The organism is Streptomyces sp. NPDC012935 (assembly GCF_042900345.1).
In the GTDB taxonomy this organism is placed as follows: Bacteria; Actinomycetota; Actinomycetes; order Streptomycetales; family Streptomycetaceae; genus Streptomyces.
In genome coordinates this window covers 57,149-81,385 of record NZ_JBIBBC010000011.1, presented here as the reverse complement: position 1 = coordinate 81,385, position 24,237 = coordinate 57,149, and the positions used below count along the sequence as shown (strand labels likewise).

The window sequence follows — 24,237 nt, the reverse complement described above, 5'->3', positions numbered from 1 at the left end:
GGTGCGGCTCAGCTGGAGAACAGCATGTGGCCGAAGCTCTTGTGACGCTTGTGGCCGTAGTGACCGCCGTGGCCGCCGTGGTGACCACCATGCGGGGCGCCCCAGGCCGGAGCCTGAGGGGCGGCGGGCGGGTAGGCCTGCGGGGCGGCCGGAGGCGGCGGGGCCGGCTGGGACCACTGGGACTCCAGGCGGGTCAGCGACTCCAGCTCGCCGTAGTCGAGAAAGATGCCGCGGCAACCGCTGCACTGCTCGATCTGGACGCCATTGCGGTTGTACGTGTGCATCGGGGCTCGGCACTTCGGACACTGCATGGTCGGCTCAACTCCTCGCCGGTCGATCCTGCTTCGCGTATCGCCAGAACAGACTCTGTCCGGCTGCGGTCGGTTGCACCCTACTTTGCGTAATCCCGGGTCAACTCAGGGGGGACGGACGCCATTCGGTCACAGGCGTCCACGAGGGACTGCTCGACCTCGTCCAGGGCGCGGCCCTCGGCCAGGGCCTTGGTGATCGCCCGTGCGGCGGTCTGCGCGGTGAGGGCGCGGGCCGGGACGTCCAGGGCGGGCCAGGGATCGCCGTCCGCGGGGACGGCCGGTCCGCCTGCGGTGCGGTACGCGGACAGGAATCGCTCCCACTCGTCGGGCGACAGCAGCCCGCAGGCGTACCAGGCGGCCGGCCGTCCGAGATCCCAGGCCGGCACGCCCACGCCGAGGTCGTCGACATCGATGAGCAGCCACGGGCCGTCCGGGGCCGGGTGACGGACGAGTTGGCCGAGGTGGAGGTCGCCGTGGCAGAGGGTGCCGGTGTCGGGCTGCGGGGCCTTCGCACGGGCCCAGGCCGGGAGGGTGTCCCAGGCGCGGAGGACGGCGGCGGTGCCGGTGGCGAGGGGGCTGCTCCCAGCTTTGCGGAGCCGGTCTACGGCGTGGGCGGCCTTGGCCGGGCCGCGCATCGGAGGCAGCGGAGCGGAGGCGTCGGTCGGGGCTCGGTGGAGGCGGGCGAGGAGGGTGGCTGCCGCCTCCCAGGGGGCCGCGTCGGGGTCGCCGGGGTCGACGGGAGTGCCGTACGGCCAGAAGGTGACCAGTCGGCCGTGCAGGTCGGCGGGTATGAGGCTGAGCGGGGCCAGGAGTATGTCGGGGAGGTTGGCGGCGGTGGTGAGGCGGGGGGTGAGTTCGGTGGGGGTGATGTCGGGGGCGTGGGCCTTGGCGACGGTGTCGGCGTGCCGGACCACGGTGGCGTCGGGGCGGTCGGCCAGTGTGACGGTTGCTCCGCAGGGACAGGGGTGGCGGCCTGTGTGTGCCGTGGCTTCGGCGTGTGCGTTGAGGGCGGGTAGGAGGGGGTTCGGCGTCACTGGGGTCCCTTGTGTGCGGGAGGGGAATGGGCAGAGGGTACGCGGTGACTGCGCCGCCTGGCCGGGGGGTGCTCGTCGGCCGGGGCCGGGTGTAGGGCGTGCCCCGGGATGTTCTCGCCCCCGCCGCCCCTACCCTTCCCGTCATTGAAGGGGCCCCGCCCCTTCGACCCGGTACCTGGGGGCTGCCGCCCCCAGACCCCCGCTTCGGCCTGAACGGCCTCGTCCTCAAACGCCGGACGGGCTGGAATGCCGGGACCGGCATCAAGAAGCTGAGCCACCTGCGGGTGGGTGGGGGCTCGGGATGGTGCGGCCTCGTCCTCACACACCGGACGGGCTGGAATGCCGGGACGGGCATCAAGAGGCGAAGACCCTCCGCCCATGGCCCGCGAGCGCTACGCAAGCCCGCGCTCGGCCCAGCGGGCCGGAGCAGGCAAAAGCAATGCCGGCGCAGCTCCCCAGCTGCGCCGGCATTTTTGCCGTCCGCCGCACCCCCGTCCCCACGGGGTTTCATGGGTGGATGTCCCCGCCCGGACCGCTCTTCCGGGCCTGGGGTCGCCGCTCAGCGCCCCAGCATCACGCCCACGGACGACGCCTGTGTGGCCACTGTCTCCCAGCCGTCGAAGACGACGAGGAGAAGGACCGCCAGGGGAAGGGCCATGAGCGTCGCCACCAGGGGGTGGCGGCGACCCTGCCGGCGCGGGCGCAGCAGCGTGTGCTGCTGCGTGCGGATCAGTGTCCGCGGTGCCGTCTGGGCCATGGTCCCTCTCCTGACCTGTGTCAGTTGTCGTTGGCAGCGGCGGGTGTCTGACCTCGGGGGACGAGTGCTGCACCCGCCGCTTGACCTCAAATCTAGGCGGCCGGGGCCCGCCGGGCGTCATGCCCTCGTACCGATTGGCGGGCCTCCCGGAGGATGAGCCATGACCTGGGGAGTACTCCCCTGGGTGGAGACGAGGTCCTAGGTCTCGGGGTCTTCCCCGAGGGGACGCCCGGTCTACACCGGTTTCTCCGAGCTGTCCTCGCGCGGCACGGGCTGCTCGACCAGCGCGAGGACCCGGTTCGCCATGAAGCGCGCCGTACGCACGACAGTCCCGCTTCGGGTGACTTCGCTCACTTCCACGACACCTCGACGCACCGCCGTCTCCACCCGGCGGCCCGCCCTGCTCGCCACCACCTCGTACGTGCGGGTCGTGTCCCCCGCATCGACGACTATCTCCACGCGATCACCCTTCACGGGCCCAATCCCCCTTCTGCGACGGGTGGTTGGGGGACATTGCGGGGCGAAGTCGCCCTGCTCACCAGCCCCCTGACCACCCTTCAAGTCTCCCACCCACCACTGACAATCCATCGGCCCGAGAGGGCGCGGCCTCTGCGCACGGCGGCCCGTGGAAACGTAAGCTGTGGCTCGTCAGACGGACCGGGCAGCGGGGATGAACATGGCGATGATGCGCCTGAGGCGCGAGGACCCGCGCGTCGTCGGCTCGTTCAGGCTTCACAGACGGCTCGGCGCGGGCGGAATGGGCGTCGTCTACCTGGGCTCCGACAAGAAGGGGCAGCGGGTCGCGCTCAAGGTGATCCGGCCCGACCTGGCGGAGGATCAGGAGTTCCGCTCGAGGTTCGCGCGTGAGGTGTCGGCGGCACGGCGGATTCGCGGTGGCTGTACGGCACGGCTCGTGGCGGCGGACCTCGAGGCGGATCGGCCGTGGTTCGCCACCCAGTACGTGCCCGGGCCCTCCCTGCACGACAAGGTCGCGGGCGAGGGAGCGCTCGGCGCGGCGGACGTCGCCGCCGTGGGAGCCGCCCTGTCCGAGGGCCTGGTCGCCGTGCACGAGGCCGGTGTCGTCCACCGGGATCTCAAGCCCTCCAACATCCTGCTGTCCCCCAAGGGCCCGCGGATCATCGACTTCGGCATCGCCTGGGCGACGGGGGCCTCGACCCTCACGCACGTCGGCACCGCGGTGGGCTCCCCCGGCTTCCTCGCCCCGGAACAGGTGCGCGGCGCCGCCGTCACCCCGGCCACGGACGTCTTCTCCCTCGGTGCCACGCTCGCCTACGCGTCCATGGGTGACTCACCCTTCGGACACGGCAGCTCCGAGGTGATGCTGTACCGCGTCGTCCACGAGGAGCCCCAGCTGCACGGCGTACCGGACGCGCTCGCACCCCTGGTGCGGGCCTGTCTCGCGAAGGCCCCGGAGGAGCGGCCCAGCACGCTGCAGTTGTCGCTGCGTCTCAAGGAGATCGCGGCCCGGGAGGCGCAGGGTCTCGCGGACGTACGACCGCCCGCGCCGCGTTCCGGAGAGGCGGACCGGCCGACCGGGCGGCTCGCCGACACCTACCCGCAACAGCAGCGTCTCCAGCGCCGCCCGCAGGGCACTCCCCCGCCGCGCGGCGCCGTCGCCCCGCGCGGCAACGGCGCCTCCCGGGGTCCCGGTCCCGCGCGCGACGGTGTTCCGTCAAGGGGCGGCAGCGCCTCGCCCGGCGGTACGGCCTCGTCCCGGCCCGGACCCCGGTCGATCCCCGCCTCGCGCAATTCCCCACGCTCGGGCGGCGGCGGCCGGACCGCGCCGCGCAACGGCGCAGGCCGCCCGGCGCCGCGGACAGGAACGGGTCGGCGGCCCGCCAACCCGCAGTTGCTGCGGCAGCGGCTGTTCGTATTCGTCGTGGTGACGTTGCTCGTGGCGCTCGGCATCGCGGCGGCGCAGGGCTGCCAGGGCCCGGACCGTGGGCTCGGCGGTGACGGGGACGTCGTACGGCCGCAGCAGGAGCAGGAGCAGGTGGAACCCGGCTACGCGCCGCTGGACGAGGACGAACTGATGTCCCAGCGGTACGAGTCGACGTTCGAGATCCGCGACTAGGGCCTGATCCTGCCGGACTGGCGCTGGGCGACAGTCCGAGCCGAAGGCACGACGGCGTCGGCCTCGCGGGGGCCGGCGGGTGGCGCGCACGGGGGCCGGCGGGTGGGCCTCACAGGGCCGGCAGGATCCGCTCGAAGAACTCCCGGTCGCCCTCGAAGACCGGGTCCAGGGACAGGAACTCCTCCGCCGTGACCCAGCGTGCCTCGGCGACCTCTCCCGGGTCGGGGACGACATCGCCGGTCTCGGCGTTCGCCGTCCACCAGTGGAGGCGGAAGCGGCCGTCGTCCGTCTCGGACTCCCAGACCTTGGCCATGGGTGCGACGGTGAGGCCGACCTCCTCGCGGACCTCCCGGACGACGGCCTCGCGCTGGGTCTCCCCCGGTTCGACCTTGCCGCTGAGGGGTTGCCAGTAGCCGGGGCGTGCGACGGCTGGGCCCCGGCGGATGGCGAGGATTCGGTCGGCTCGCAGGAGGACCGCGACGATCGCCTCCCGCTGGGCCGTCGCCATGCGGCCTAGATCTGCGGGCGGCCCGAGGCCACCGCGTAGAAGGCGACCGCGGCCGCCGCGCCGACGTTGAGTGAGTCGACACCGTGGGACATCGGGATGCGGACCCATTCGTCGGCGGCGACCAGGGCCTGGGTGGAGAGGCCGTCGCCCTCGGCGCCGAGCATCAGCGCGACCCGGTCCATGCGGTGCGGGGCGGCCTCGTCGAGGGTCTTGGCCTTCTCGTCGGGGGTGAGGGCGAGGAGGGTGAAGCCCGCCTCGCGGACCGTTTCGAGGCCCTTGGGCCAGGTGTCCAGACGGGCGTACGGCACCGAGAAGACCGCGCCCATGGAGACCTTGACGCTGCGGCGGTACAGGGGATCGGCGCTGTCCGGGGAGAGCAGGACCGCGTCCATGCCGAGGGCGGCAGCGGAGCGGAAGATGGCGCCGATGTTGGTGTGGTCGTTGACCGACTCCATGACCACCACACGGCGGGCGGACTGGAGGAGTTCGGTGGCCGTCGGGAGCGGTTTGCGCTGCATGGAGGCGAGCGCGCCGCGGTGCACGTGGTAGCCGGTGACCTGCTCGGCGAGGTCGGGGCTGACCGCGTACACCGGAGCCGGGAGTTCGTCGATGACGTCGCGCATGACGTCGACCCACTTGGCCGAGAGCAGCATCGACCGCATCTCGTAGCCTGCTTCCTTGGCCCGTCTGATGACCTTCTCGCCCTCGGCGATGAACAGGCCCTCGGCCGGCTCGCGCTTGCGGCGCAGTTCGACGTCGGTCAGGCCCGTGTAGTCGCTCAGGCGCGGGTCGGCGGGGTCATCGACAGTGATGAGATCGGCCACAGGGTGATACTGCCTTGTCCTGGGTGTGGTGCCAACGGTTCGGTACGGGTTGGGTTACCCGCGGTTACGCGGAAGGGTTCGGTCCACTCGGTCCCACGTGCACGACGTTGCCGATGACGATGACCGCCGGCGGCTTCACCTCGTGGGCGAGCACGGTCTCGGCGGCGGTCGCGAGGGTCGCGTCGACCCGGCGCTGGGCGGCCGTCGTGCCCTCCTGGACGAGGGCGACGGGCGTGTCCGGGGACTTGCCATGGGCGATCAGGGTCTCGGCGACCTTCCCGATCGTGGCGACGCCCATCAGGATCACCAGGGTGCCGGTCAGCTTGGCGACGGACGGCCAGTCGACCAGGGAGCGCTCGTCGTCGGGGGCGATGTGGCCGCTGACCACCGTGAACTCGTGGGCGACGCCCCGGTGGGTGACCGGGATGCCGGCGGCGCCCGGCACCGAGATCGAGCTGGAGATGCCGGGCACGACCGTGCACGGCACACCGGCCTCGGCCAGCGCCTGGACCTCCTCCATGCCACGGCCGTAGACGAAGGGGTCGCCACCCTTGAGGCGTACGACCGACTTACCCTGCTTGGCGTGCTCGATCAGCGCGTTGTTGATGGCCTCCTGGGCCATGAACCTGCCGTACGGCAGCTTCGCCGCGTCGATCACCTCGACGCTCGACGGCAGTTCCGCGAGCAGGTCGCGCGGGCCGAGGTGGTCGGTGATGACCACGTCGGCCTCGGCGAGCAGGCGGCGGCCGCGCACCGTGATCAGGTCGGGGTCGCCGGGGCCGCCGCCGACCAGGGCGACGCCGGCGGTGCGGGTGCGGTGGTGCGGGGCGACGAGGGTGCCGTCACGCAGGCCCTCGACGACCGCGTCGCGGATCGCGGCGGTGTGACGGGGGTCGCGACCGCGCGCGTCGCTGGTGAGGACCGCCACGGTGACGCCCTCGCTGGTCCCCGTGGCCGGGGTCCAGGCGGTGGCGGCGTCGGCGTCGTCGGAGCGGACGCACCAGACGCGGTGGCGCTCCGCTTCGGAGGAGGCTCGGGTGTTGGCTTCCTTGTCGCCGGTCGCGATGAGGGCGTACCACGCGTCCGACAGGTCGCCGTCGGCGTACGGCCGCCGCTGCCAGGTGATCTCCCCGGCGTCCGCCATCGCCTCCACGGACGGGGTCACCTCGGGGGACACGAGGAAGACGTCCGCGCCCGCCGCGATCAGTGCCGGGAGACGGCGCTGGGCGACCTGGCCGCCGCCGAGGACGACCACTTTGCGGCCGGAGAGGCGGAGGCCTACGGGGTAGGCGGGATTTTCGGCCATGAGGTGCGGCTCCTCGTCCTGGCAATGCGATGGGTGCTACGGCGCTGGAGCAGCCCTGACGTGCGGATTTTAGAGGTTGGTTCAGCGTACGGCCGGGGTGGGGTGCGCGCAGGAGCGCATCCCCCGCCCCGGTTCCGAGTCACTTCTCGGTGACACCCGCCGAGTCGAACGTCGCCACCTCGTGCATCGCCCTCGCCGTGCTCTGGACCAGCGGGAGGGCCAGCAGGGCGCCCGTGCCCTCGCCCAGGCGGAGGTCGAGGTCGACCAGGGGACGCAGGCCCAGCTTGTTGAGGGCGGCCACGTGACCGGGCTCCGCGCTGCGGTGGCCGGCGATGCAGGCCGCGAGGACCTCGGGGGCGATGGCGCGGGCGACCAGGGCGGCGGCGCCGGCGCTGACGCCGTCCAGGATCACCGGCGTGCGGAGGGAGGCGCCGCCCAGCAGGAGGCCGACCAGCGCGGCGTGTTCGAAGCCGCCGATCGCCGCCAGGACTCCGATGGGGTCGGCCGGGTCGGGCTGGTGGAGTTCGAGGGCGCGGCGGATGACCTCGGTCTTGCGGGCGAGGGTCTCGTCGTTGATGCCGGTGCCGCGGCCGGTGACCTCGGCCGGGTCGGCGCCGGTGAAGACGGAGATCAGGGCGGCCGAGGCGGTCGTGTTGGCGATGCCCATCTCGCCCGTCAGCAGCGCCTTGTTGCCGGCCGCCACCAGGTCGCGGGCCGTCTCGATGCCCACCTCGATGGCCTGCTTGGCCTCCTCGCGGGACATCGCGGTGCCCGTCGTCATGTCGGACGTGCCCGCGCGGACCTTGCGGGGCAGCAGGCCGGGGGTGGCCGGCAGATCCGCCGCCACGCCGACATCCACGACGCACACCTCCGCGCCCACCTGGCCCGCGAAGGCATTGCAGACCGCGCCGCCGCCGAGGAAGTTGGCGACCATCTGGGCCGTCACCTCCTGCGGCCAGGGGGTGACGCCCTGGGCGTGCACGCCGTGGTCGCCGGCGAAGATCGCGACGGCCGCGGGCTCCGGGATCGGCGGCGGGCACTGCCGGGACAGCCCGGACAGCTGCGCGGAGATGATCTCCAGCATGCCGAGCGCGCCGGCCGGCTTGGTCATGCGCTTCTGCCGCTCCCATGCCTCACCGAGCGCCTTGGCGTCCAGCGGGCGGATCTGGGCGACGGTCTCGGCCAGCAGGTCGTGCGGCTCCTCGCCGGGCAGGGCGCGACGGCCGTACGTCTCCTCGTGCACGACCCAGGACAGCGGGCGGCGCTTGGACCAGCCTGCCTGGAGCAGCTCGGGCTCGTCCGGGAACTCGTCGACGTACCCGACGCACAGGTAGGCGATGACCTCCAGGTGCTCGGGCAGGCCGAGGGCGCGGACCATCTCGCGCTCGTCGAAGAAGCTGACCCAGCCGACACCGAGGCCCTCGGCACGCGCGGCGAGCCAAAGGTTCTCGACCGCGAGCGCGGCGGAGTACGGCGCCATCTGCGGCTGGGTGTGCCGGCCGAGGGTGTGGCGGCCGCCGCGGGTCGGGTCGGCGGTGACGACGATGTTCACCGGGGTGTCGAGGATGGCCTCGATCTTCAGTTCCTTGAACTGCTTCGCCCGCCCCTTGGGGAGGGACTTGGCGTACGCCTCGCGCTGGCGCATCGCCAGTTCGTGCATGGTGCGCCGGGTGTCCGACGAGCGGATGACGACGAAGTCCCAGGGCTGCGAGTGCCCGACGGAGGGCGCGGTGTGGGCGGCCTCCAGGACGCGGAGCAGCACCTCGTGCGGGATGGGGTCGCTGCGGAAGCCGTTGCGGATGTCGCGCCGCTCGCGCATGACCTTGAGGACGGCCTCGCGTTCGGCGTCGTCGTAGGCGGGCGCGGCCGGGCCGGTGGACTGCGGTGCTTGTTCCACGGACGCCGTGCTCTCTTCTCCGGGGTCTTCCTGGTCGGAGGCCCTGGTGTCCAGGTCCTCCGCGAGTTGTACGAGTTCGGGGTCGCCGTCGCGCGGTGCCGGAACGGCGGCGACGGGAGCCGGTGCCTCCGCCACGGGGAGGACGATCGGCTGCGGCGGGGTCGGGGCGAGGTGCGGGGTGGTGGGCACCGATCCCTCGACCGGGACGAACTGCCCCAGCGGCTGGTCGGGCACGGGCTCCTGTGCGATACCGGCCGGGACGAAGGCCGGGGCGTCGTCCTCGCCGGACTCCGCGGGCTCCACGGCTGCCTGTGCCGGGTCCTCGGAGGCCTGCACGTGCTGGGCGGCCGGGGGCCGGAGCTGCGGCCCGGCGGGCTCGGCGACGAAAGGCTCGGGCGCCTCGGCCTGGGCGGGCTGTGCCGCGGCCGGGTGCGGGGCGGCATCGGCGGCGACCGCGGCGAGTGGCTGGGGGGCCACGGCGGGCTCGGCGGTGACGTCCGGGGCCTGCTGGGCCTCCGGGAACTGCGCCACGGGGGCGGCGACGGCAGCCGGGTCCGCCACGGGGGCCTCCGCGTCGACGGCGGGCGCGCTCGCGGCCACGGCCTGCGCTTCGTCCTCGACCTCGGCCTCGCCGTCGGCGTCGGGCAGAGCGGCGTGCTGTGAGGTCGGCTGCTGGTACGCCTGCTCGGCGTTCGCGAGTTCCGGGGCCGGTTCGGAGATCACGGCGGCGAAGGCGTCGTCGGTGGACGCGGTGACGATGTCCCCGGGCTGCCCGATCGGCGCGAGATTCTCGGCCTCCGAGGGCTCGGCTTGCTGCGCCGCGTCGAGCGCGGCCGGGGCCGGGACGGCGTCCGGCGTCAGCTGGGAATCAGCCAGCGCGGGGGCCGAGGGCGCTTGGGGTGCGTCGGGGAACTGGGCGGCTTCCGGGACCTGGGCGGCTTCCGGGACCTGGGCCGCCTCGTGTGCTGCGGGCTCGGCGACCTGCGCGGGGGCCTCGGGCGCGGGAGCGTCGAGAAGCGGGACGGGTTCCTGCGCGGGGGCGTCAGGGACCTGGACGGCTTCAGGGGCAGGGGCACCGGGGATCGGGGTGCCTTCAGGAGCCGGCGCTTCGGGAAGCTGCGCGCTGTCAGGGATCGTCTGCTCGGGAAGCGGCACGGCATCAGGGGCGGCGTGCTCAGGAAGCGGCACCCCATCAGAATCCACCTGCTCAGGAAGCGGCACGCCATCAGAAGCCGCCTGCCCAGGAAGCGGCACGGCATCAGCCGCAGGCATCTCGGAACCGTGCCCAGCGTCAGCAACAGGTGCCCCGGCAGCCTGCGCGGCCCCGACCTCGGCCGCGTCGGCAGCCGGGTCCTGCGGCGCCTGTCCGGCACTCGCGTCGGCCTCGCTCACCGGAACCTGCCCGGCAGTCGGATCGACCGCAACCGCAGGGGCTGCGGCCTCGGCCGCGTCGGCAGCCGGGTCCTGCGGCGCCCGTCCGGCACTCGCGTCGGCCTCGCTCACCGGAACCTGCCCGGCAGTCAGATCAACCGCAACCGCAGGGGCTGCGGCCTCGGCGGCACCGAAATCGGCCGCACTCACGGCAGCGTCACCGACGTCCGAACCCATGGCCGAAGCCTGGTCGGCCCCGGGAGCAGGAACCGCCGCGACCTCGTCGGCCCCAGGATCGTAGGCGGCAGCCGCCACCTCATCGGCTGCAGGAACGACGCCCTCTCGCGCGACCGAGCCCGGCTCGGCCACCGGCGCCTCACCGGCGTCCTGGCCATGCACCGCCCCGGCAGCCGACGCGACATCGTCACCCGACGGCTCCTGGGCGCCGTACGCACCCTCCTGCGGAGCAGGCGCACCGACCTCAGCCTCTTGAACGGGACCAGCCTCGGCACCGCCCTCCGCGGCCACCTGCTGTCCGGTCGGAACAACCGTTTCGGCAGCCGGTGCCGCGGTGGTCACCGGCACGACGGGCTGGCCGGGCGTGCCCCAGGCGGCCGCCGGCTGTGGGGCCGACGCCTCGCGGTGCTGCGGGACGTCCAGGTACTCGGGGCCGGGCTGGCGGGCGGGGACGCCAACGGCGCCTCGGTCGGCGAGGGAGCGGACCGGGCTGGCGGAGGCGTCGGGGATGGGTGGACCGAGGTGCAGGGGGCGGCGGGGAGTGATCGGCGGAATCGGCGCCGACGGGGACGGCAGACGGACGGCACTGAGGTCGACCGAACCGCTGTCGCGGCCGGACATCTCGTGCGCGTCCGGCTCGTGCAGGGCCTCGAGGACCGGCTCCGGCGCGGGCGGCGCGACCTCGGTGCCCCAGGCGCCCTGAGAGCCGGGCAGCAGCAGGTCTTCGTCCTCGGCGGGGGTCTCGGAGAGGTAGGTGTACGTACCGTGCGCCGCGTGGGCGCCCGGCTGCTCCACCATGCCTGCGCTCTCCGGCAGTCCCTCGCCCGGGACCTGGCCGGTGTCGGTCATGCGTACCCCTCGCCCATCGGTTAGTGCTTCCACGACCAGCTCACCGGGGACGGCGCACCGACCGCCCCCGTAGTGAAGAACGAGCGTGCGTGCCCAGCGGCACGAGCGACCCGCCCAAAAAGGCGACAAAGCCATTGAGTGGCATTGTCGTGGCCGTTCGACCGTCGCGACAGGTAGATCCGCGACAGGCCGCTGTGGACTGCGCCACGTTGCGCGTCCTCCGGTTTCGCCGTACCACACCCGCCCCAAATGGGGAGCGTTTTTCCGGACATTGACCGACGAAGTGCCGGGCGACCGAGTGCGGTACAACGATCGGCCAGCCTACCGCGCGCGGTACGACAACCGGATCACGGGGAGGCCCTGCGATTACCCTGTGCGGTCGTTCAGTGCCCGCCCGTCGCCCGCCGACCGCCACCCCTCAACGAGGCGCTTCGCGCCGCCCCAGATCTCCGGTGAGCAGGAACGCGACCGTACGCTCCCGCTCCGTCCAGGCACGCGTGTCCAGTTGCACGGACTGCAGGAGGGCGCACTCCACGTCGTAGCCGTGCTGGGTGAGGTCGCGGCCGACGAGTTCGGCTTCGTCGCGGGTGGCGGCGTGGGTGACGATGCGCTGCGGGCGCCGGTCGGCTACGGCGGACACGACGGCCGGTCCCCCGCCTCCGATGCGGACGACGTCCGGTTCGGGGAGGTTCTCCAGAACGTGCGGGGCCCTTCCGTGGACGATCTGGAGCTGGACCCCGAGGGCGCGTGCGTTGGCCTCGGTGCGCTCGCAGGCGCGCGGGTCGCGGTCGACGGCGATGACGGCGGCGCCGGCCCTCGCCGCCTCGGTGGCGAAGGCGCCGCTGCCGCAGCCGATGTCCCACACGAGGTCCCCGACGCGGGGGCCCAGCCGGACGAGTTGGGCCGAGCGCAGCGGCTCCAGCTCGCCTTCGCCCATGAGACCGCCGTAGGCCTCGGCGGGCAGCGTCCAGCCGCGCGGCGCGGCAGAGGGGTCACGGCCGGCGATCCACCCGCCGCCCTCCGCGGCGGCCACCTTGCCGCCGATGACGATCACGACGTTCGGGTCGCGCCAGGTGTGGTCGGCGGCCTTGTCGGAGGTGACGACGGTGACCTGTTCGCGGTCGGTGCCCAGTTCCTCGCAGATGACGAAGGTGCGGTGGACGCCTTCGAGAAGGAGGCCGAGTTCGGCGGGGCCCGCGCCGGGCGAGGTGAGGACCGCGACCTTGGTGTGGGCGCGGCACACATTGACCGCGCGGCGCAGGGTGCGGGGGTGTGCGACGACCACCTGTGCGTCGTCCCACGGCATACCGGCCCGGGCGAAGGCGGCGGCTACGGAGGAGACTGCGGGGACGACCTCGACCTCCAGGCCGAACTCGGGCGCGCGCAGGGTCCGTACGACTCCGAAGAAGCCGGGGTCACCGTCGGCGAGCACGACCGCGGTGCCGCGGTGGCCGGCGATCCGGCGGGCGGCAAGGGCGACGCTGCCGAGGCGGATGCGCTCTGCGGCGGGCGGCACCTCGGGGAGCGCCAGGTGGTGGGCGGCACCGGCCACGAGCGTGGCGGCACCGAGGGCGGAGCGTGCCGCGGCGGTCAGCGGCGAGCCGTCCCAGCCGATCACCGTGACCCGGTCGGCCATCGTCGTCTCTCTCCAGGGTTTGCGCAGGTCGTCGTCGGGCAGCCCGAGGGGCAGGCTCCGTGAGGGTACCTGGTCGCCACGCGGGCACCCTGGGCGCCCGTGGTTTCGCTACCCGTCAGTTCCAGTCACCGAACGAGGTGAAGCCGTCGGCCGACTGATCGCCGACGCCCTCCAGGTCCTCGGGCAGCAGGCTCCAGACGATGAGGTCCGTGCGGACGTCGATCCACTCGCCGCTGTCGGTCCTGGCGCGCGCTATCCGGGCGCCGCGCAGCACGCCCTCGCTGATACAGCCGATCTTCTGCGCGACCTGCTGGGACGCGGTGTTGTCGGCGGCGGTGCGCAGTTCCAGCCTTTCGAACTTCTGGTCGTGGAACAGCCACTGCGCGGTGGCCAGGGCCGCCTCGCAGGCGTAGCCCTCGCCGCGCGCCCAGGGCGCGACGACGTAGGAGATCTCGCTGGAGCGGACACGCCAGTCGGTGTTCTGCAGGTGGACGATGCCGACGAGACGCTGCGTGAGGAACTCGGTGACGGCGAAGACGATGCCGCGTCCCTCGGTGCGTTCTGCGGGGGCGAGTTCGGCGATCCAGGCGCGGGCGTCGGCCTCGGTGTAGGGCTGCGGCACGGAGGTCCAGGCGGTGACCAGTTCGTCGTTCATCATCTCGGCCAGCGACTGGATGTCGAGGTCTTCGAAGGGACGCAGCACCAACCGCTCCGTGCTGATGGAGATGTTGGGGAAGGTGCTAGTCATGCGCCACTCCGTAACCTTCGGAAACCTTCAGGGCCTGCTGAACTGCCCAGCATGCAGCATGAAAGCACTGAACTGCACCACGGGGTCCACCCCAGGTGATGGAGTGGACCCCGTGCGTGGCGATACGCCGTATACGCCCCGTCAGAAGGCGGCGACGACAGCGCCTTCGTACTTGTTCTCGATGAACTTCTTCACCTCGGGCGAGGTGAGCAGCTTCGCGAGCTTCTGCACACGCGGGTCGTCCTCGTTGCCCTTCTTCACCGCGAGGAAGTTTCCGTACGGGTTGTCCTTGGGCGACTCGGCGGCGATCGCGTCCTCGGCCGGGCTGAGGTCGGCCTCCAGCGCGTAGTTGCCGTTGATGACGGCGGCGTCGACGTCGCCGAGGGAGCGCGGCAGCTGGGCCGCCTCGAGCTCCTTGAAGTTCAGGTTCCTGGGGTTGGAGGCGACGTCCTTGGGGGTCGCGTCGTAGCCGACGCCGGCCTTCAGCTTGATGACGCCGTTGGCTTCCAGGAGCTTGAGCGCGCGGGCCTCGTTGGTGGTGTCGTTCGGCAGGGCGACCGTGGCGCCCTTCTTGAGGTCCGTGAGCTTCTTGACGCCCTGGGAGTACACGCCGAGCGGCTCCAGGTGCACGGTGGCGTTCGGCACGGCGGCGATGTCGGTGCCGTTCTTCTTGTTGAAGTCGTCCAGGTACGGCTGGTGCTGGAAGTAGTTGGCGTCGACCTCACCCTGCTGGACGGCCGTGTTCGGCGTCACGTAGTCGGTGAACTCCCGGACCTCGAGCTCGAGGCCCGCCTTCTTCGCGAGGTTGTCCTTGATGTAGGTGAGGATCTCGCCCTGCGGGGTCGGCGTCGCGGCGACCTTCAGCGGGGCGCTCGCGTCGGAGCCGGAGTCCTTGTCCGAGCCGCAGGCGGAGAGCCCGAGGGTGAGGGCTCCGGCGGCGAGGACAGCAGTGGTGATCTTGGCGGTGTTACGCACGAAAAGTGCCTTTCCTAGGGGTGGTGCGACCCCGACATGGGTGTTCGGGGAGTTCTGGGGTTGCGTCCGGGTCGGCTCAGACGGTCTTGGTCGTCGCCGTGGACGCCTTCAGCAGGCGCAGCTTCGGTCCCGGGCCCGAGCGTCCGGCTCGGCGGTGCAGGGAGCGGGCCGTGTAGTCGCCGGCGAACTGGATGAGGGAGATGACGACGGCGAGGACCGCGACGGTCAGCCACATCAGTTCGGTCTCGAAGCGCTGGTAGCCGTAGCGGATGGCGATGTCGCCGAGACCGCCGGCGCCGACCGTGCCGGCCATGGCCGAGTAGCCGATGAGGGCGACGATCGTGGTCGTGGTGCTGGCGATCAGCGAGGGCAGGGACTCGGGTACGAGGACCTTGCGGACGACGGTCCAGGTGTTGCCGCCCATCGACTGCACGGCCTCGACGAGTCCGCCGTCCACTTCGCGGACAGCCGTCTCAACGAGGCGGGCGAAGAAGGGGATCGCGCCGATCGCGAGCGGCACGATGGCGGCCTCGCGGCCGATGGTCGTGCCGGTGATCGAGCGCGTGAAGCCCATCAGCGCGACCATCAGGATGATGAACGGCATCGAGCGGGCGACGTTCACGATCTGCCCGATGACCTTGTTGGCGACGACGTTCTGCAGCAGACCGCCCTTGTCGGTGAGGACGAGCAGGATGCCGAGCGGGAGGCCGCCGACGACCGCGATGAGGGTGGACCAGCCGACCATGTAGAGGGTGTCCCAACACGCCTGCTCCAGCAGGGGCTGCATCTCGGACCAGGTCACTTGGCACCTTCCTTCACCAGCGCGGAGACGGGCTCGAGAGCGTCTTGGCCGACGACGTCGATCTGCAGGCCCTGTTCGCGCAGGAAGCCGATCGGCACGACGTTGTCCTCGTAGCGGCCGGGAAGTTCGATGCGCATCCGGCCGACCTGGAGACCGCCGACGGTGTCGATGGCGGCGCCGAGGATCGAGATGTCGATGTTGTAGGTGCGCGAGAGCTGCGAGATGACCGGCTGGGTGGCGGCCTCGCCCTGGAAGGTCACGTCGACGACGGTGCGGTCGTCGGCGGAGGCCTCGCCGCCCACCGGGAAGAGCGCGGAGGCCAGTTCGGAGCCGGGGGTCGCGAGCAGCTCGCTGACCGTGCCGGACTCCACGACGCGGCCGTTCTCCATGAGCGCGGCCGAGTCGCAGATCGACTTCACGACGTCCATCTCGTGGGTGATGAGCAGGACGGTCAGGCCCAGCTGCCGGTTCAGGTCGCGCAGCAGCTGGAGGATGGAGCGGGTGGTCTCCGGGTCGAGGGCGCTGGTGGCCTCGTCGGAGAGGAGCACCTTGGGGTCGCCGGCCAGGGCGCGGGCAATGCCGACGCGCTGCTTCTGGCCGCCGGAGAGCTGGGCGGGGTAGGCCTTGGCCTTGTCCGCGAGACCCACCAGGTCGAGCAGTTCGAGTGCCTTGCGGGAGCGGTCCTTGCCGGACGTGCCGAGGATCTCGAGCGGCAGCTCGACGTTGTCCTGGACCGTCCGCGAGGACAGCAGGTTGAAGTGCTGGAACACCATGCCGATACGGCTGCGCGCCCGGCGCAGCTCCCGGCCGGCCCGGGGCCCGCGTCCCGCCAGGGCCGTGAGGTCCTGACCGGCGACGGAGACCGTGCCGGCGGTGGGGCGCTCCAGCAGGTTGATGCAGCGGATGAGGGAGGACTTGCCGGCGCCGGACTGGCCGATGACGCCGTAGACCTCGCCTTCGCGGACGTGCAGGTCGACGCCGTCGAGGGCGGTGACCTCACGGCCGCGCGAGCGATAGACCTTGGTCAGGCCCGAGGTGGTGATCACTGGGTTTCCGTCACTGTCGAGTGCACGGCGCGTCGTGGGCACCGAACACGGGGCATTCGTGGTCGAAGGCGGCCGGAACGCAGCACGGTTTCCCGCGAACGCGGTGGAACCGGGGGCAGACGTGTGCGTGGGGCGCGGCTCAGTCACGTACGCGGGGCGTACGGGCGGACATGAGCGGGCTCTCGCTTCGGGGCGCGAGGCTCAGATGGTGCAGGGGCCCTCTAGAAGGCGCACATTCGACACATACAACGAGCACCGGGCGCAAGGGTCGCCTCGGTCGCAAGGGTGCGGCAGCTCGTCGTGGTCATGCGATCAGTAAACCAGACGTACGGTCCTTACCGACCGCCGCTGTCCGCATGCTGGACAGCGGCGGACAGCTCTCAGCCGCGTACGGAGATCTCGACTCCGGTGTCGGTGACCAGGGCGGAGAGGGCCGACAGGTCCTTCACCACGTAGTCGGCGTCGAGCTCGTGGGCCTGGTGGGTTGTGGTGAACGCCACGGTGGTCATTCCGGCGGCGCGACCGGCCGCCAGGCCGGCGGGGGCGTCCTCGAAGACGACGCAGTGCGCGGGGTCGACGCCCAGCTGCCGGGCGGCGAGGAGGTAGGGCTCGGGGTCGGGCTTGCCGCGCGTGATGTCGTCTGCGGCGATCAGCGTCTTGGGGAGGATGCCGACGGCGTCGAGGCGGGCCTCGGCGAGGCGCCGGGTCGCGGAGGTGACGACGGCCCAGCGGTCGGCGGGCAGCGAGTCGAGGAAGTCCTTGGTGCCGGGCAGCAGGTGCACGCCGCCGTTGGGCACGTCCTCCACCTCCAGCGCCTCGATCCGCGCGAGGGCCTCCGGCACGACGTCCGCGGGCAGCAGGTCGGCGGCTATCTCCACGGCAGGCCGGCCGTGCAGCTCGATCCGCCCGAACTCCTCGGCCGTGATCCCGTACTCACCGGCCCACCTGGTCCAGCAGCGGTCCACGGAATCGAGGGAGGAGACCAGGGTGCCGTCGTTGTCGAACAGGAGAGCGCGTGCGTGGATCGTCATGGTCCAGACCCTACGGGGCCGCCGGAGCTTGCCGGTCACGGCCTTCGTGGCCGACGGGGAGTTGCCGAGCAGGTACGCGACGGGGACGAGACCGACTGCCGGGGCCGGGCGCATCAGGCCTTTTGGCCCGTAATAGGCTCGCCACATGTTTGATGCCCTGACGCTGGTGACCGGGGTCGCCGCGCTGCTGCTCGCCGCGTGGTGCGGTTGGGCGGCGTACCGTGATCAGCCGACGAAGGACTGGCACTTCATCGGCATGGCCGTGGTGACGGCGCTGGCCCTGGTGCAGCTGGTGATCGGGATCGTGCTGCTGGCGCGGGGCGAGAAGCCGGAGCAGGGCACGACGATCTTCGTGGCCTATCTGCTGGGGTCCTTCGCGTGCATTCCGGCCGCCGGGTTCATGTCGCTGGCCGAGCGGAGCAAGTGGGGTTCGGTCACCGTAGCCGCGGGCGGCGTGGTGCTGGCCGTGCTCGAGGTGCGGCTCTATGACATCTGGGGAGGCTGAGGTGGCCGTGACGCAGGAGAAGCCCGGCAGGGCACGGCTGATCAGCGGGCCCGGGATCGTCCTGGTGTGGCTGTACGGCGTGATGGTCGTCGGCGCCGTGTCGCGATCGGCGTACCAGATCGCGACGGAGTTCGACCGGGCGCCGCTTGCGTATTCGCTGTCGGCGGTGGCGGGGCTCGTCTACGGATTCATCACGTACTCGCTGGTGCGGGGCGGCGAGACGGCCCGCAAGGCGGCGCAGGTGTGCTGCGCGGCCGAACTGTTGGGCGTGCTGGTCGTGGGCACGTGGACCCTCGTCGAGCCGTCGGCGTTCCCCGATGCGACCGTGTGGTCGGACTTCGGCATGGGGTACCTGTTCATCCCCGTGCTCTTGCCGCTGTCCGCGCTGTACTGGTTGCGCAGGCGTGCGCCTCACGGGGATGCCGCCTGAGGTTGTCAGGCGGCCACAGCTCCCCTTCAGGGCGTTGCGGTCACGCTGTTGTCGCGTATGTCCCGGCCGGCTTCTCCAGGACGACCATCGGAACGCCGTCGGCGCCCTTCGAGGTGCCCACCGTCTCGTAGCCCACCTTGCGGTACAGGCGCAGGTTGCCCTCACTGCGGTGGCCGGCCTCCAGGCGGAACCTCTTGGCGCCGCGCTGTTCGGTCAGGGCGGCTTCCGCCGCGCGCAGAAGGCGGGCGCCGATGCCGTGGCCCTGGAGGCGGGGGTGGACGCAGAGCTTGCCGATGGCCGCCGCGCCGTCCTCGGTGACGCTGCCGCGGACGGAGCCGACCACCTCCTCGCCGAGACGTGCCACGAAGACGCAGTCCGCGGCGACCTCCGCACGGACCGAGTCCAGTGTCTGGACGAGCGGGTCGATGCGGTAGTTGCCGTACAGCGCCGCCTCGCTCTGGAAGCACAGGTACTGCAGCCTGAAGATCTGCTCCGCGTCCTGCTCGGTCGCCGCCGAGATGGTCACGCTCATGCCCATGTGCGCACGCCTCCCGCTCACCTGATCGCCTGTCGTCCCTCACTCCTATCCCCGCGCTCCGCGGGCCGCAACCTCCGGCGTGAGCATTCGACGCAGACATCCCAGGCATCTGGAACGTTCCGGGCCGAGACTGCCCTGTGAGATACCCAACTCCCCCGCGATTTCCCGGTATGTCAGGTCGTTCGGAGAGAGCAGGGCCTCGACGAGGCTGGGGCAGCGACCGGGGAGGCGGCGCACCGCGTCGCGCAGGGCGCGGTGGCGGGCGGCCGCGAGGGCGAGGCGCTCGGGGTCGTGGCGGTCGGTGTCGGCGGCGGGTTCCTGCTCGTAGGGCCGCTCATGGCGTGTCGTACGGCGGCTTCGGCGGGCCTCGGCGCGGACCGCCCTGCGCAGCCAGCCCGGGGGGTCCACGGGCGGGCCGTCGGAGTCGAGGCGTTCCAGGAGGCGGAGCCAGACCGCCTGTTCCAGGTCGCCCGGCTCCGCTCCGGAGGCAGGCGCCTCGGCAAAGGCCTCCGCGCGAAGCAGCGGGCGCAGGGCGGCAACCAGGTCGTCCGTCATATGCAGCACGACGCGGCCGCCCGGGCTCTGGTTGCCCGGGCGGCCGACAGTCACCCCAACCGGGGCGTGGGTCTCAGCCGTTGACGAAGTCCTCGCGGGCCAGCAGGCCCGTGTCGGGGTTGTCGGTGAAGACGCCGTCGATGCCGGTGGCGAAGTACGTCCGGTAGGCGCCGAAGACGTCACCGTAGGCGTCCGCGTCGGTGCCCTTGCGGAAGCTCGTCGGCAGGAAGGGGTTCTCGTTGCGCATCGTGTAGGGGTGCAGGATCAGCCCGACCTTGTGCGCGTCGGCGACCAGCGTGGTGGGCTGGGTGAGGTTGCCGTTCGCATCCTTCGGGATGACCAGGTCCAGGGTGGGGCCGATGCCCTGGGCGTAGGAGGCGATCTCCCTGAGGCCGGCCGGCTTGATCAGGTCGGCGACCGTGCGCGGGTCACCGGTCTCGACGAAGTCCCAGGGGCGGGTCGTCGCGCCGGAGAGCAGGACGACCAGCGGGTTGTCGACGAGCTTGTTCAGCCGCTGGATGCTGGTCGGCTCGAAGGACTGCAGGATGACGGGTGAGTTCCGCCGGTCCTTGCCGTGCTTGTGGAGCACCTTGGCGACCCGCTCCTCCAGGGCGAGGCCCTGCTTGCGGAAGTAGGTGGGGTGCTTGAGCTCGGGGTAGATCCAGACCTGCTTGCCGCGCTTACGGCTCTGCTCGTCCTGCCAGCGCAGGACCTCTTCGAAGGTGGGGATCTCCCAGCGGCCGTTGTAGAGGGTGTTGTGCGGGCGGTTGGCCGGGATGCGCTCGGTGGCGCGCAGGGTCTTCAGCTCGGCCAGCGTGAAGTCCTCGGTGAACCAGCCGGTGGTGGCGACACCGTCGAGGGACTTGGTCTTCTTGCGGTCGGCGAACTCGGGATGGGCCGCGACGTCGGTCGTGCCGCCGATCTCCGGCTCGTGCCGGCAGACGAGGTGGCCGTCCTTGGTGGGCACCAGGTCGCCGGCCTCGATGATGTCGGCGCCCATGTCGAGGGCCAGCTGGTACGAGCCGAGGGTGTGCTCGGGCCGGTAGCCGCTGGCACCGCGGTGGCCGATGACCGTCGGCTTGGGCAGGCTCTTCAGGCCGCCGCCCGAGCCGCCGTGCCGGGCCTCGGCCGCTCTCGCCGTACCGGACAGCCCGAGGACCGCTCCGCCCGCGCCGAGCACAGCCGCGCCGAGAAGCATCCGCCGTCCGGTGACGCCCGTCTGCTCGTTCTCCTGGGTTCCCATGAGGGCCCTCCTGACCGTCCGCCCATTTCAGTGCGGGCCGATCGTAGGTGCGTGTCCATGACGGATGGGAGACCTGCGGCGGAACTCGCGGGTGATGCTGAATGTCGTACCGGAACGGTGAGGTGACGACCCGTCGGAATGCCTACGGCCGTCCGGGGAACGCGTCCACTAGGCCCTCGGGGCGATGTCCGTCACATCATGGCGAACGCGTTACGTGCTGTTCTCGGTGCGCCACCGCAGGTAAACGTGCGTCAACAGTGCGTAAGGCGTACGTGAAGTCGGCCCACCCGATGTGCGGGACCCGGGGAACCGCGAGTATCGTCCTCACCTGCACAGACTTATACCGAATCCTTGACACCGGAGGGCCCGTTGTCCCGCTTCGCGCTCATCAAGGCAGTGCTCGGACCGATCATGCGCCTGATGTTCCGCCCACAGGTGGAGGGCGCGGAGCACATCCCGGGCGACGGTCCGGTCATCCTGGCCGGCAATCACCTGACGTTCATCGACTCGATGATCCTGCCGCTGGTCTGCGACCGTCAGGTCCTGTTCATCGGCAAGGACGAGTACGTCACCGGCAAGGGTCTCAAGGGCCGGCTGATGGCCTGGTTCTTCACCGGCGTCGGCATGATCCCCGTCGACCGTGATGGCGGGCGCGGCGGCGTGGCCGCGCTGATGACCGGACGTCGCATCCTGGAGGAGGGCAAGGTCTTCGGGATCTACCCCGAGGGCACGCGCTCTCCCGACGGGCGCCTGTACCGGGGGCGCACCGGCATCGCACGCCTGACGCTGATGACCGGGGCGCCGGTCGTTCCCTTCGCGATGATCGGCACGGACAAGATCCAGCCGGGTGGGGCGGGAATGCCCCGGCCGCGCAAGGTCACGGTCCGCTTCGGCGAGGCGATGGAGTTCTCGCGGTACGAGGGGATGGACCGGGACCGGTACGTGCTGCGTGCCGTGACCGACTCCGTGATGGCCGAGGTCATGCGGCTGTCCGGGCAGGAGTACGTGGACATGTACGCGAGCAAGGCGAAGGAAGCGGCGTAGCTCCGCTGGTTTGGCGGGCGGGAGGTCGGGGCTGCGGGGTGTTCTCGGGTGCGGGTCCGATGTGGCTGGTCGCGCAGTTCCCCGCGCCCCTCAACGGACGTCGGCGCCGGCGCTTCCGCTGCTCGACGGCCCGCAGCTTGAGCAGGCCGCGGACTGACTTCCACCGCGGGTCCAATGTGGCTGGTCGCGCAGTTCCCCGCGCCCCTCAACGGACGTCGACGCCGACACTCCCGCGGCTCAACGGCCCGCAGCTTGAGCAGGCCGCGGACTGACTTCGACTGCGGGTCCGATGTGGCTGGTCGCGCGACCCGCGTGGCGGAGCCGTAGATCAGGCACTTCCCCGCGTCCTTCAGGGCGCGGGGAAGTGGGTCGCTCAAGGCATCAGGCGGCGTTGTCCAGCCGTTGGCCGCGCAGGAGGGACCACGCTGCCACCGCCGCGGCGAGCAGCACGGCCGCTCCGGCTCCCGCCGCGAGGGTGAGACCGTCGACGAAGGAACTCCGGGCGGCGTCCAGCATCACCTCGGACGTCTGCGCCGGCATCCCCGCCGCCGCCTCCACCGCACCGCCCAGTGACTCGTGCGCTTCCGTCGGAGTGCCCGCCGGGCCCGTGAAGTCCCGGTAGACGCCCGTCACGATCGAACCCAGCACCGCGATACCCAGAGCGGCACCCAACTCGTACGCCGTCTCCGACACCGCCGACGCCGCGCCAGCCTGCTCCTTGGGGACGCTGGAGAGGATCACGTCCGAGGTGACCGTGAAGGAGAAGCCCGCGCCGATGCCGACCACCAGCAGGGCGGCGCCCAGCAGGGGGTAGCCGGTCGAGCGGTCGATGACCGTGAGCGCGGCCAGGGCGAGGCCGATGGCCGCGAGGCCGCCGGAGACGACGGCCCGTACCGAGTAGCGGCGGGCCACGCGACCGGCGATGAGGCCGGCGACGACCGCGCCGATCGCGGCGGGCAGCTCGGCGAGGCCCGCCTCGAACGGGCCCCTGCCCTGCACGAGTTGCAGGAACTGGGAGAGGAAGAACACCAGGCCGGACAGGCCGAGGATGGTCAGCAGGTCGGCCAGCACCGCGCCGCTGAAGCCGCGGTGACGGAACAGCCGCATGTCCAGCAGCGGGGCCGGCAGCGTGAGCTGGCGGCGCACGAAGCCGTACAGCCCGGCCGCGCCCAGCAGGCCCGCGGCGAGCATGACCCAGGTGAAGCCGACCGCGGCCGCCTCCTTGACGGCGTAGACGACACCGATCATGCCGACGAGGGACAGGACGACGCTGATCATGTCCCAGGGGCCGGGGTTCGGGTTGCGCGACTCGGGCAGCAGCTTGATGCCGACGACGACGAGGACCGCCATCACGGGCAGGTTGATCAGGAAGACCGAGCCCCACCAGAAGTGTTCGAGCAGGAAGCCACCGACGATCGGGCCGACGGCCGTACCGGCGGAGGCGGTCGCGCCCCAGATGCCGATGGCGAGGCTGCGCTCGCGCGGGTCGTGGAAGAGGTTGCGGATCAGGGCGAGCGTGGCGGGCATCAGGGTGGCGCCGGCGACACCGAGCAGGGCCCGGGCGACGATCATCATCTCCGGGGTCGTCGCATAGGCGTTGAGCACGGACACCGCACCGAACGCCGTGGCGCCGACGAGCAGGATCCGCTTGCGGCCTATTCGGTCGCCGAGGCTGCCCATCGACACCAGCAGACCTGCGATGACGAAGGAGTAGACGTCGCCTATCCACAGCAGCTGGGTGCCGGAGGGCTTCAGGTCCTCGCTGATGTAGGGGGTCGCGAGGCCGAGGACGGTCGCGTCCACGGCCACCAGCAGCACGGCGAGGACGAGGACGGACAGCGCGAGCCAACGGCCCGGGCGCTTGGTCACCGCCTCGGTCGCGGTCGCCGACTGCAGGGTGCTGGTCATGATTCCTCTCTTCTGAGCGCGCCGCCGAGCAACAGCTCGACGATCATGTGGTGGAAGTCGTTGGCCGCGACCTTGCCGCTCTGTACGACCCAGGCGCCGGAGGCGAGCAGTCCGAACAGAGCCTCGGTGAGCCAGGTGGGCGTGAGGTCGATCCGGAACTCGCCGTTGTCCTGTCCGCGCCGGAACAGCGCGGCGATACGGCCGTCTATCCGCGACCAGCCCTCGTTCACCTCCTCGCCCTCGAACAGCTGGTTCTCGGTGTAGAGGAAGGCCAGAAGTCCGGCGGCGGGCTCGATGCCGCGCACGAGACGCCGTACGGCGTCACCCGCCGGCCCCTCGTCCAGCCGCGCCGCGTCCACCGCGGCCTCGCACTCCGCGATGCCGAGTGACTCCAGTGCCCGGACGAGCGCGTCCCGCCCGGCGAACTGCCGGTGCAGTGTGGCGCGGCTGATCCCGGCGGCCTTGGCGACCTCGTCCATGGTCGCGGTGGATTTGCGGGTCAGCAGTGCGGCGGCACTGCGCAGTACGTGGTCACGATCGACGGCCATGAGACAACCATAGCCCATGTGAGACATCATTGTCTCATT

At 71.7% G+C, this 24,237-nt stretch carries 23 protein-coding genes; 4 read left to right on the top strand and 19 right to left on the bottom strand.

Annotation, left to right across the window (positions count from 1 at the left end):
* Positions 1–8: 8 nt before the first annotated feature.
* The 4 genes from ACFY5C_RS25395 to ACFY5C_RS25380 all read right to left on the bottom strand — a co-directional run bounded on the left by ACFY5C_RS25395 (position 9) and on the right by ACFY5C_RS25380 (position 2,576).
* Positions 9–311 carry a zf-TFIIB domain-containing protein gene (locus ACFY5C_RS25395; RefSeq protein WP_389447785.1) on the bottom strand — a complete coding sequence of 101 codons (303 nt, stop codon included), beginning with the start codon at positions 309–311 and terminating at the stop codon, positions 9–11.
* 80 nt (positions 312–391) lie between these two features.
* Positions 392–1,345, bottom strand: coding sequence for a phosphotransferase (locus ACFY5C_RS25390; RefSeq protein ID WP_389447783.1), 954 nt, complete (start codon positions 1,343–1,345; stop codon positions 392–394).
* 559 nt (positions 1,346–1,904) lie between these two features.
* Positions 1,905–2,102 (bottom strand): hypothetical protein, encoded by a 198-nt coding sequence (locus ACFY5C_RS25385; RefSeq protein WP_328428942.1) that lies wholly within the window; start codon positions 2,100–2,102, stop codon positions 1,905–1,907.
* 234 nt (positions 2,103–2,336) lie between these two features.
* The gene (locus tag ACFY5C_RS25380; RefSeq protein ID WP_328428941.1) at positions 2,337–2,576 is read right to left on the bottom strand and encodes a hypothetical protein; all 240 of its coding nucleotides are present in this window, start codon (positions 2,574–2,576) and stop codon (positions 2,337–2,339) included.
* A 196-nt stretch (positions 2,577–2,772) separates the two neighbouring features.
* On the opposite strand from ACFY5C_RS25380, the gene ACFY5C_RS25375 reads away from it, so the two are divergent.
* Positions 2,773–4,197, top strand: coding sequence for a protein kinase (locus ACFY5C_RS25375; RefSeq protein ID WP_389448058.1), 1,425 nt, complete (start codon positions 2,773–2,775; stop codon positions 4,195–4,197).
* Positions 4,198–4,306: 109 nt separating this feature from the next.
* Here the strand turns inward: ACFY5C_RS25375 and ACFY5C_RS25370 are convergent, their stop codons facing one another.
* The 10 genes from ACFY5C_RS25370 to ACFY5C_RS25325 all read right to left on the bottom strand — a co-directional run bounded on the left by ACFY5C_RS25370 (position 4,307) and on the right by ACFY5C_RS25325 (position 17,427).
* Positions 4,307–4,705: an NUDIX domain-containing protein gene (locus ACFY5C_RS25370; RefSeq protein ID WP_389447781.1), complete on the bottom strand. Its 399-nt coding sequence runs from the start codon at positions 4,703–4,705 to the stop codon at positions 4,307–4,309.
* A gap of 5 nt (positions 4,706–4,710) precedes the next feature.
* On the bottom strand, positions 4,711–5,529 hold the full coding sequence (locus ACFY5C_RS25365) for a TrmH family RNA methyltransferase (protein WP_383607808.1): 819 nt from the start codon (positions 5,527–5,529) through the stop codon (positions 4,711–4,713).
* 64 nt (positions 5,530–5,593) lie between these two features.
* Entirely contained in the window at positions 5,594–6,835 is a 1,242-nt protein-coding gene (cobA, locus tag ACFY5C_RS25360; protein WP_389447779.1) for a uroporphyrinogen-III C-methyltransferase, read from the bottom strand.
* Between the two features lie 139 nt (positions 6,836–6,974).
* Positions 6,975–11,189, bottom strand: a complete 4,215-nt coding sequence (cobT, locus tag ACFY5C_RS25355; RefSeq protein ID WP_389447777.1) for a nicotinate-nucleotide--dimethylbenzimidazole phosphoribosyltransferase — start codon at positions 11,187–11,189, stop codon at positions 6,975–6,977.
* A gap of 418 nt (positions 11,190–11,607) precedes the next feature.
* A complete protein-coding gene (gene cbiE, locus ACFY5C_RS25350) occupies positions 11,608–12,825 on the bottom strand; it encodes a precorrin-6y C5,15-methyltransferase (decarboxylating) subunit CbiE (RefSeq protein WP_389447775.1) in 1,218 nt (405 codons plus the stop codon).
* Between the two features lie 115 nt (positions 12,826–12,940).
* The gene (locus ACFY5C_RS25345) at positions 12,941–13,573 is read right to left on the bottom strand and encodes a GNAT family N-acetyltransferase (RefSeq protein ID WP_389447774.1); all 633 of its coding nucleotides are present in this window, start codon (positions 13,571–13,573) and stop codon (positions 12,941–12,943) included.
* A gap of 141 nt (positions 13,574–13,714) precedes the next feature.
* Entirely contained in the window at positions 13,715–14,548 is an 834-nt protein-coding gene (locus tag ACFY5C_RS25340) for a MetQ/NlpA family ABC transporter substrate-binding protein (protein WP_389447772.1), read from the bottom strand.
* A 76-nt stretch (positions 14,549–14,624) separates the two neighbouring features.
* Positions 14,625–15,350: a methionine ABC transporter permease gene (locus ACFY5C_RS25335; protein ID WP_389447770.1), complete on the bottom strand. Its 726-nt coding sequence runs from the start codon at positions 15,348–15,350 to the stop codon at positions 14,625–14,627.
* Positions 15,347–16,396 carry a methionine ABC transporter ATP-binding protein gene (locus ACFY5C_RS25330; RefSeq protein WP_389447768.1) on the bottom strand — a complete coding sequence of 350 codons (1,050 nt, stop codon included), beginning with the start codon at positions 16,394–16,396 and terminating at the stop codon, positions 15,347–15,349. The genes ACFY5C_RS25335 and ACFY5C_RS25330 overlap by 4 nt, the downstream gene beginning before the upstream one ends.
* Positions 16,397–16,776: 380 nt before the next feature.
* Positions 16,777–17,427, bottom strand: a complete 651-nt coding sequence (locus tag ACFY5C_RS25325; RefSeq protein ID WP_389447766.1) for an HAD-IA family hydrolase — start codon at positions 17,425–17,427, stop codon at positions 16,777–16,779.
* A 145-nt stretch (positions 17,428–17,572) separates the two neighbouring features.
* Here ACFY5C_RS25325 and ACFY5C_RS25320 point away from each other — a divergent pair, with 145 nt between their 5' ends.
* Positions 17,573–17,932, top strand: a complete 360-nt coding sequence (locus ACFY5C_RS25320) for a hypothetical protein (protein ID WP_389447764.1) — start codon at positions 17,573–17,575, stop codon at positions 17,930–17,932.
* Entirely contained in the window at positions 17,913–18,362 is a 450-nt protein-coding gene (locus ACFY5C_RS25315) for a hypothetical protein (RefSeq protein WP_389447762.1), read from the top strand. Before ACFY5C_RS25320 ends, ACFY5C_RS25315 begins: the two co-directional genes overlap by 20 nt.
* A gap of 40 nt (positions 18,363–18,402) precedes the next feature.
* Here ACFY5C_RS25315 and ACFY5C_RS25310 read toward each other — a convergent pair whose 3' ends face one another.
* The 3 genes from ACFY5C_RS25310 to ACFY5C_RS25300 form a co-directional block, all read right to left on the bottom strand.
* Positions 18,403–18,900 (bottom strand): GNAT family N-acetyltransferase, encoded by a 498-nt coding sequence (locus tag ACFY5C_RS25310; protein ID WP_389447760.1) that lies wholly within the window; start codon positions 18,898–18,900, stop codon positions 18,403–18,405.
* 45 nt (positions 18,901–18,945) lie between these two features.
* Positions 18,946–19,455: a sigma-70 family RNA polymerase sigma factor gene (locus tag ACFY5C_RS25305; protein ID WP_389447758.1), complete on the bottom strand. Its 510-nt coding sequence runs from the start codon at positions 19,453–19,455 to the stop codon at positions 18,946–18,948.
* Positions 19,456–19,528: 73 nt separating this feature from the next.
* Positions 19,529–20,698, bottom strand: a complete 1,170-nt coding sequence (locus tag ACFY5C_RS25300) for a glycerophosphodiester phosphodiesterase (RefSeq protein WP_389447756.1) — start codon at positions 20,696–20,698, stop codon at positions 19,529–19,531.
* A 369-nt stretch (positions 20,699–21,067) separates the two neighbouring features.
* Here ACFY5C_RS25300 and ACFY5C_RS25295 point away from each other — a divergent pair, with 369 nt between their 5' ends.
* Positions 21,068–21,742 carry a 1-acyl-sn-glycerol-3-phosphate acyltransferase gene (locus tag ACFY5C_RS25295; protein WP_274237642.1) on the top strand — a complete coding sequence of 225 codons (675 nt, stop codon included), beginning with the start codon at positions 21,068–21,070 and terminating at the stop codon, positions 21,740–21,742.
* A 381-nt stretch (positions 21,743–22,123) separates the two neighbouring features.
* Here ACFY5C_RS25295 and ACFY5C_RS25290 read toward each other — a convergent pair whose 3' ends face one another.
* Positions 22,124–23,650 carry an MFS transporter gene (locus ACFY5C_RS25290; protein WP_389447754.1) on the bottom strand — a complete coding sequence of 509 codons (1,527 nt, stop codon included), beginning with the start codon at positions 23,648–23,650 and terminating at the stop codon, positions 22,124–22,126.
* A complete protein-coding gene (locus tag ACFY5C_RS25285; RefSeq protein ID WP_389447752.1) occupies positions 23,647–24,198 on the bottom strand; it encodes a TetR/AcrR family transcriptional regulator in 552 nt (183 codons plus the stop codon). Before ACFY5C_RS25285 ends, ACFY5C_RS25290 begins: the two co-directional genes overlap by 4 nt.
* Between the last annotated feature and the right edge of the window lie 39 nt (positions 24,199–24,237).

What these genes read in the sequence shown, in the direction of transcription:
- ACFY5C_RS25395 (WP_389447785.1), bottom strand. Translation starts at nt 311, where the DNA reads ATGCAGTGTCCGAAGTGCCGAGCCCCGATGCACACGTACAACCGCAAT.
- cobA (WP_389447779.1), bottom strand. Translation starts at nt 6,835, where the DNA reads ATGGCCGAAAATCCCGCCTACCCCGTAGGCCTCCGCCTCTCCGGCCGC.
- cbiE (WP_389447775.1), bottom strand. Translation starts at nt 12,825, where the DNA reads ATGGCCGACCGGGTCACGGTGATCGGCTGGGACGGCTCGCCGCTGACC.
- ACFY5C_RS25385 (WP_328428942.1), bottom strand. Translation starts at nt 2,102, where the DNA reads ATGGCCCAGACGGCACCGCGGACACTGATCCGCACGCAGCAGCACACG.
- ACFY5C_RS25305 (WP_389447758.1), bottom strand. Translation starts at nt 19,455, where the DNA reads ATGACGGACGACCTGGTTGCCGCCCTGCGCCCGCTGCTTCGCGCGGAG.
- ACFY5C_RS25290 (WP_389447754.1), bottom strand. Translation starts at nt 23,650, where the DNA reads ATGACCAGCACCCTGCAGTCGGCGACCGCGACCGAGGCGGTGACCAAG.
- ACFY5C_RS25300 (WP_389447756.1), bottom strand. Translation starts at nt 20,698, where the DNA reads ATGGGAACCCAGGAGAACGAGCAGACGGGCGTCACCGGACGGCGGATG.
- ACFY5C_RS25320 (WP_389447764.1), top strand. Translation starts at nt 17,573, where the DNA reads ATGTTTGATGCCCTGACGCTGGTGACCGGGGTCGCCGCGCTGCTGCTC.
- ACFY5C_RS25285 (WP_389447752.1), bottom strand. Translation starts at nt 24,198, where the DNA reads ATGGCCGTCGATCGTGACCACGTACTGCGCAGTGCCGCCGCACTGCTG.
- ACFY5C_RS25315 (WP_389447762.1), top strand. Translation starts at nt 17,913, where the DNA reads ATGACATCTGGGGAGGCTGAGGTGGCCGTGACGCAGGAGAAGCCCGGC.
- ACFY5C_RS25310 (WP_389447760.1), bottom strand. Translation starts at nt 18,900, where the DNA reads ATGGGCATGAGCGTGACCATCTCGGCGGCGACCGAGCAGGACGCGGAG.
- ACFY5C_RS25325 (WP_389447766.1), bottom strand. Translation starts at nt 17,427, where the DNA reads ATGACGATCCACGCACGCGCTCTCCTGTTCGACAACGACGGCACCCTG.
- ACFY5C_RS25345 (WP_389447774.1), bottom strand. Translation starts at nt 13,573, where the DNA reads ATGACTAGCACCTTCCCCAACATCTCCATCAGCACGGAGCGGTTGGTG.
- ACFY5C_RS25370 (WP_389447781.1), bottom strand. Translation starts at nt 4,705, where the DNA reads ATGGCGACGGCCCAGCGGGAGGCGATCGTCGCGGTCCTCCTGCGAGCC.
- ACFY5C_RS25375 (WP_389448058.1), top strand. Translation starts at nt 2,773, where the DNA reads ATGAACATGGCGATGATGCGCCTGAGGCGCGAGGACCCGCGCGTCGTC.
- cobT (WP_389447777.1), bottom strand. Translation starts at nt 11,189, where the DNA reads ATGACCGACACCGGCCAGGTCCCGGGCGAGGGACTGCCGGAGAGCGCA.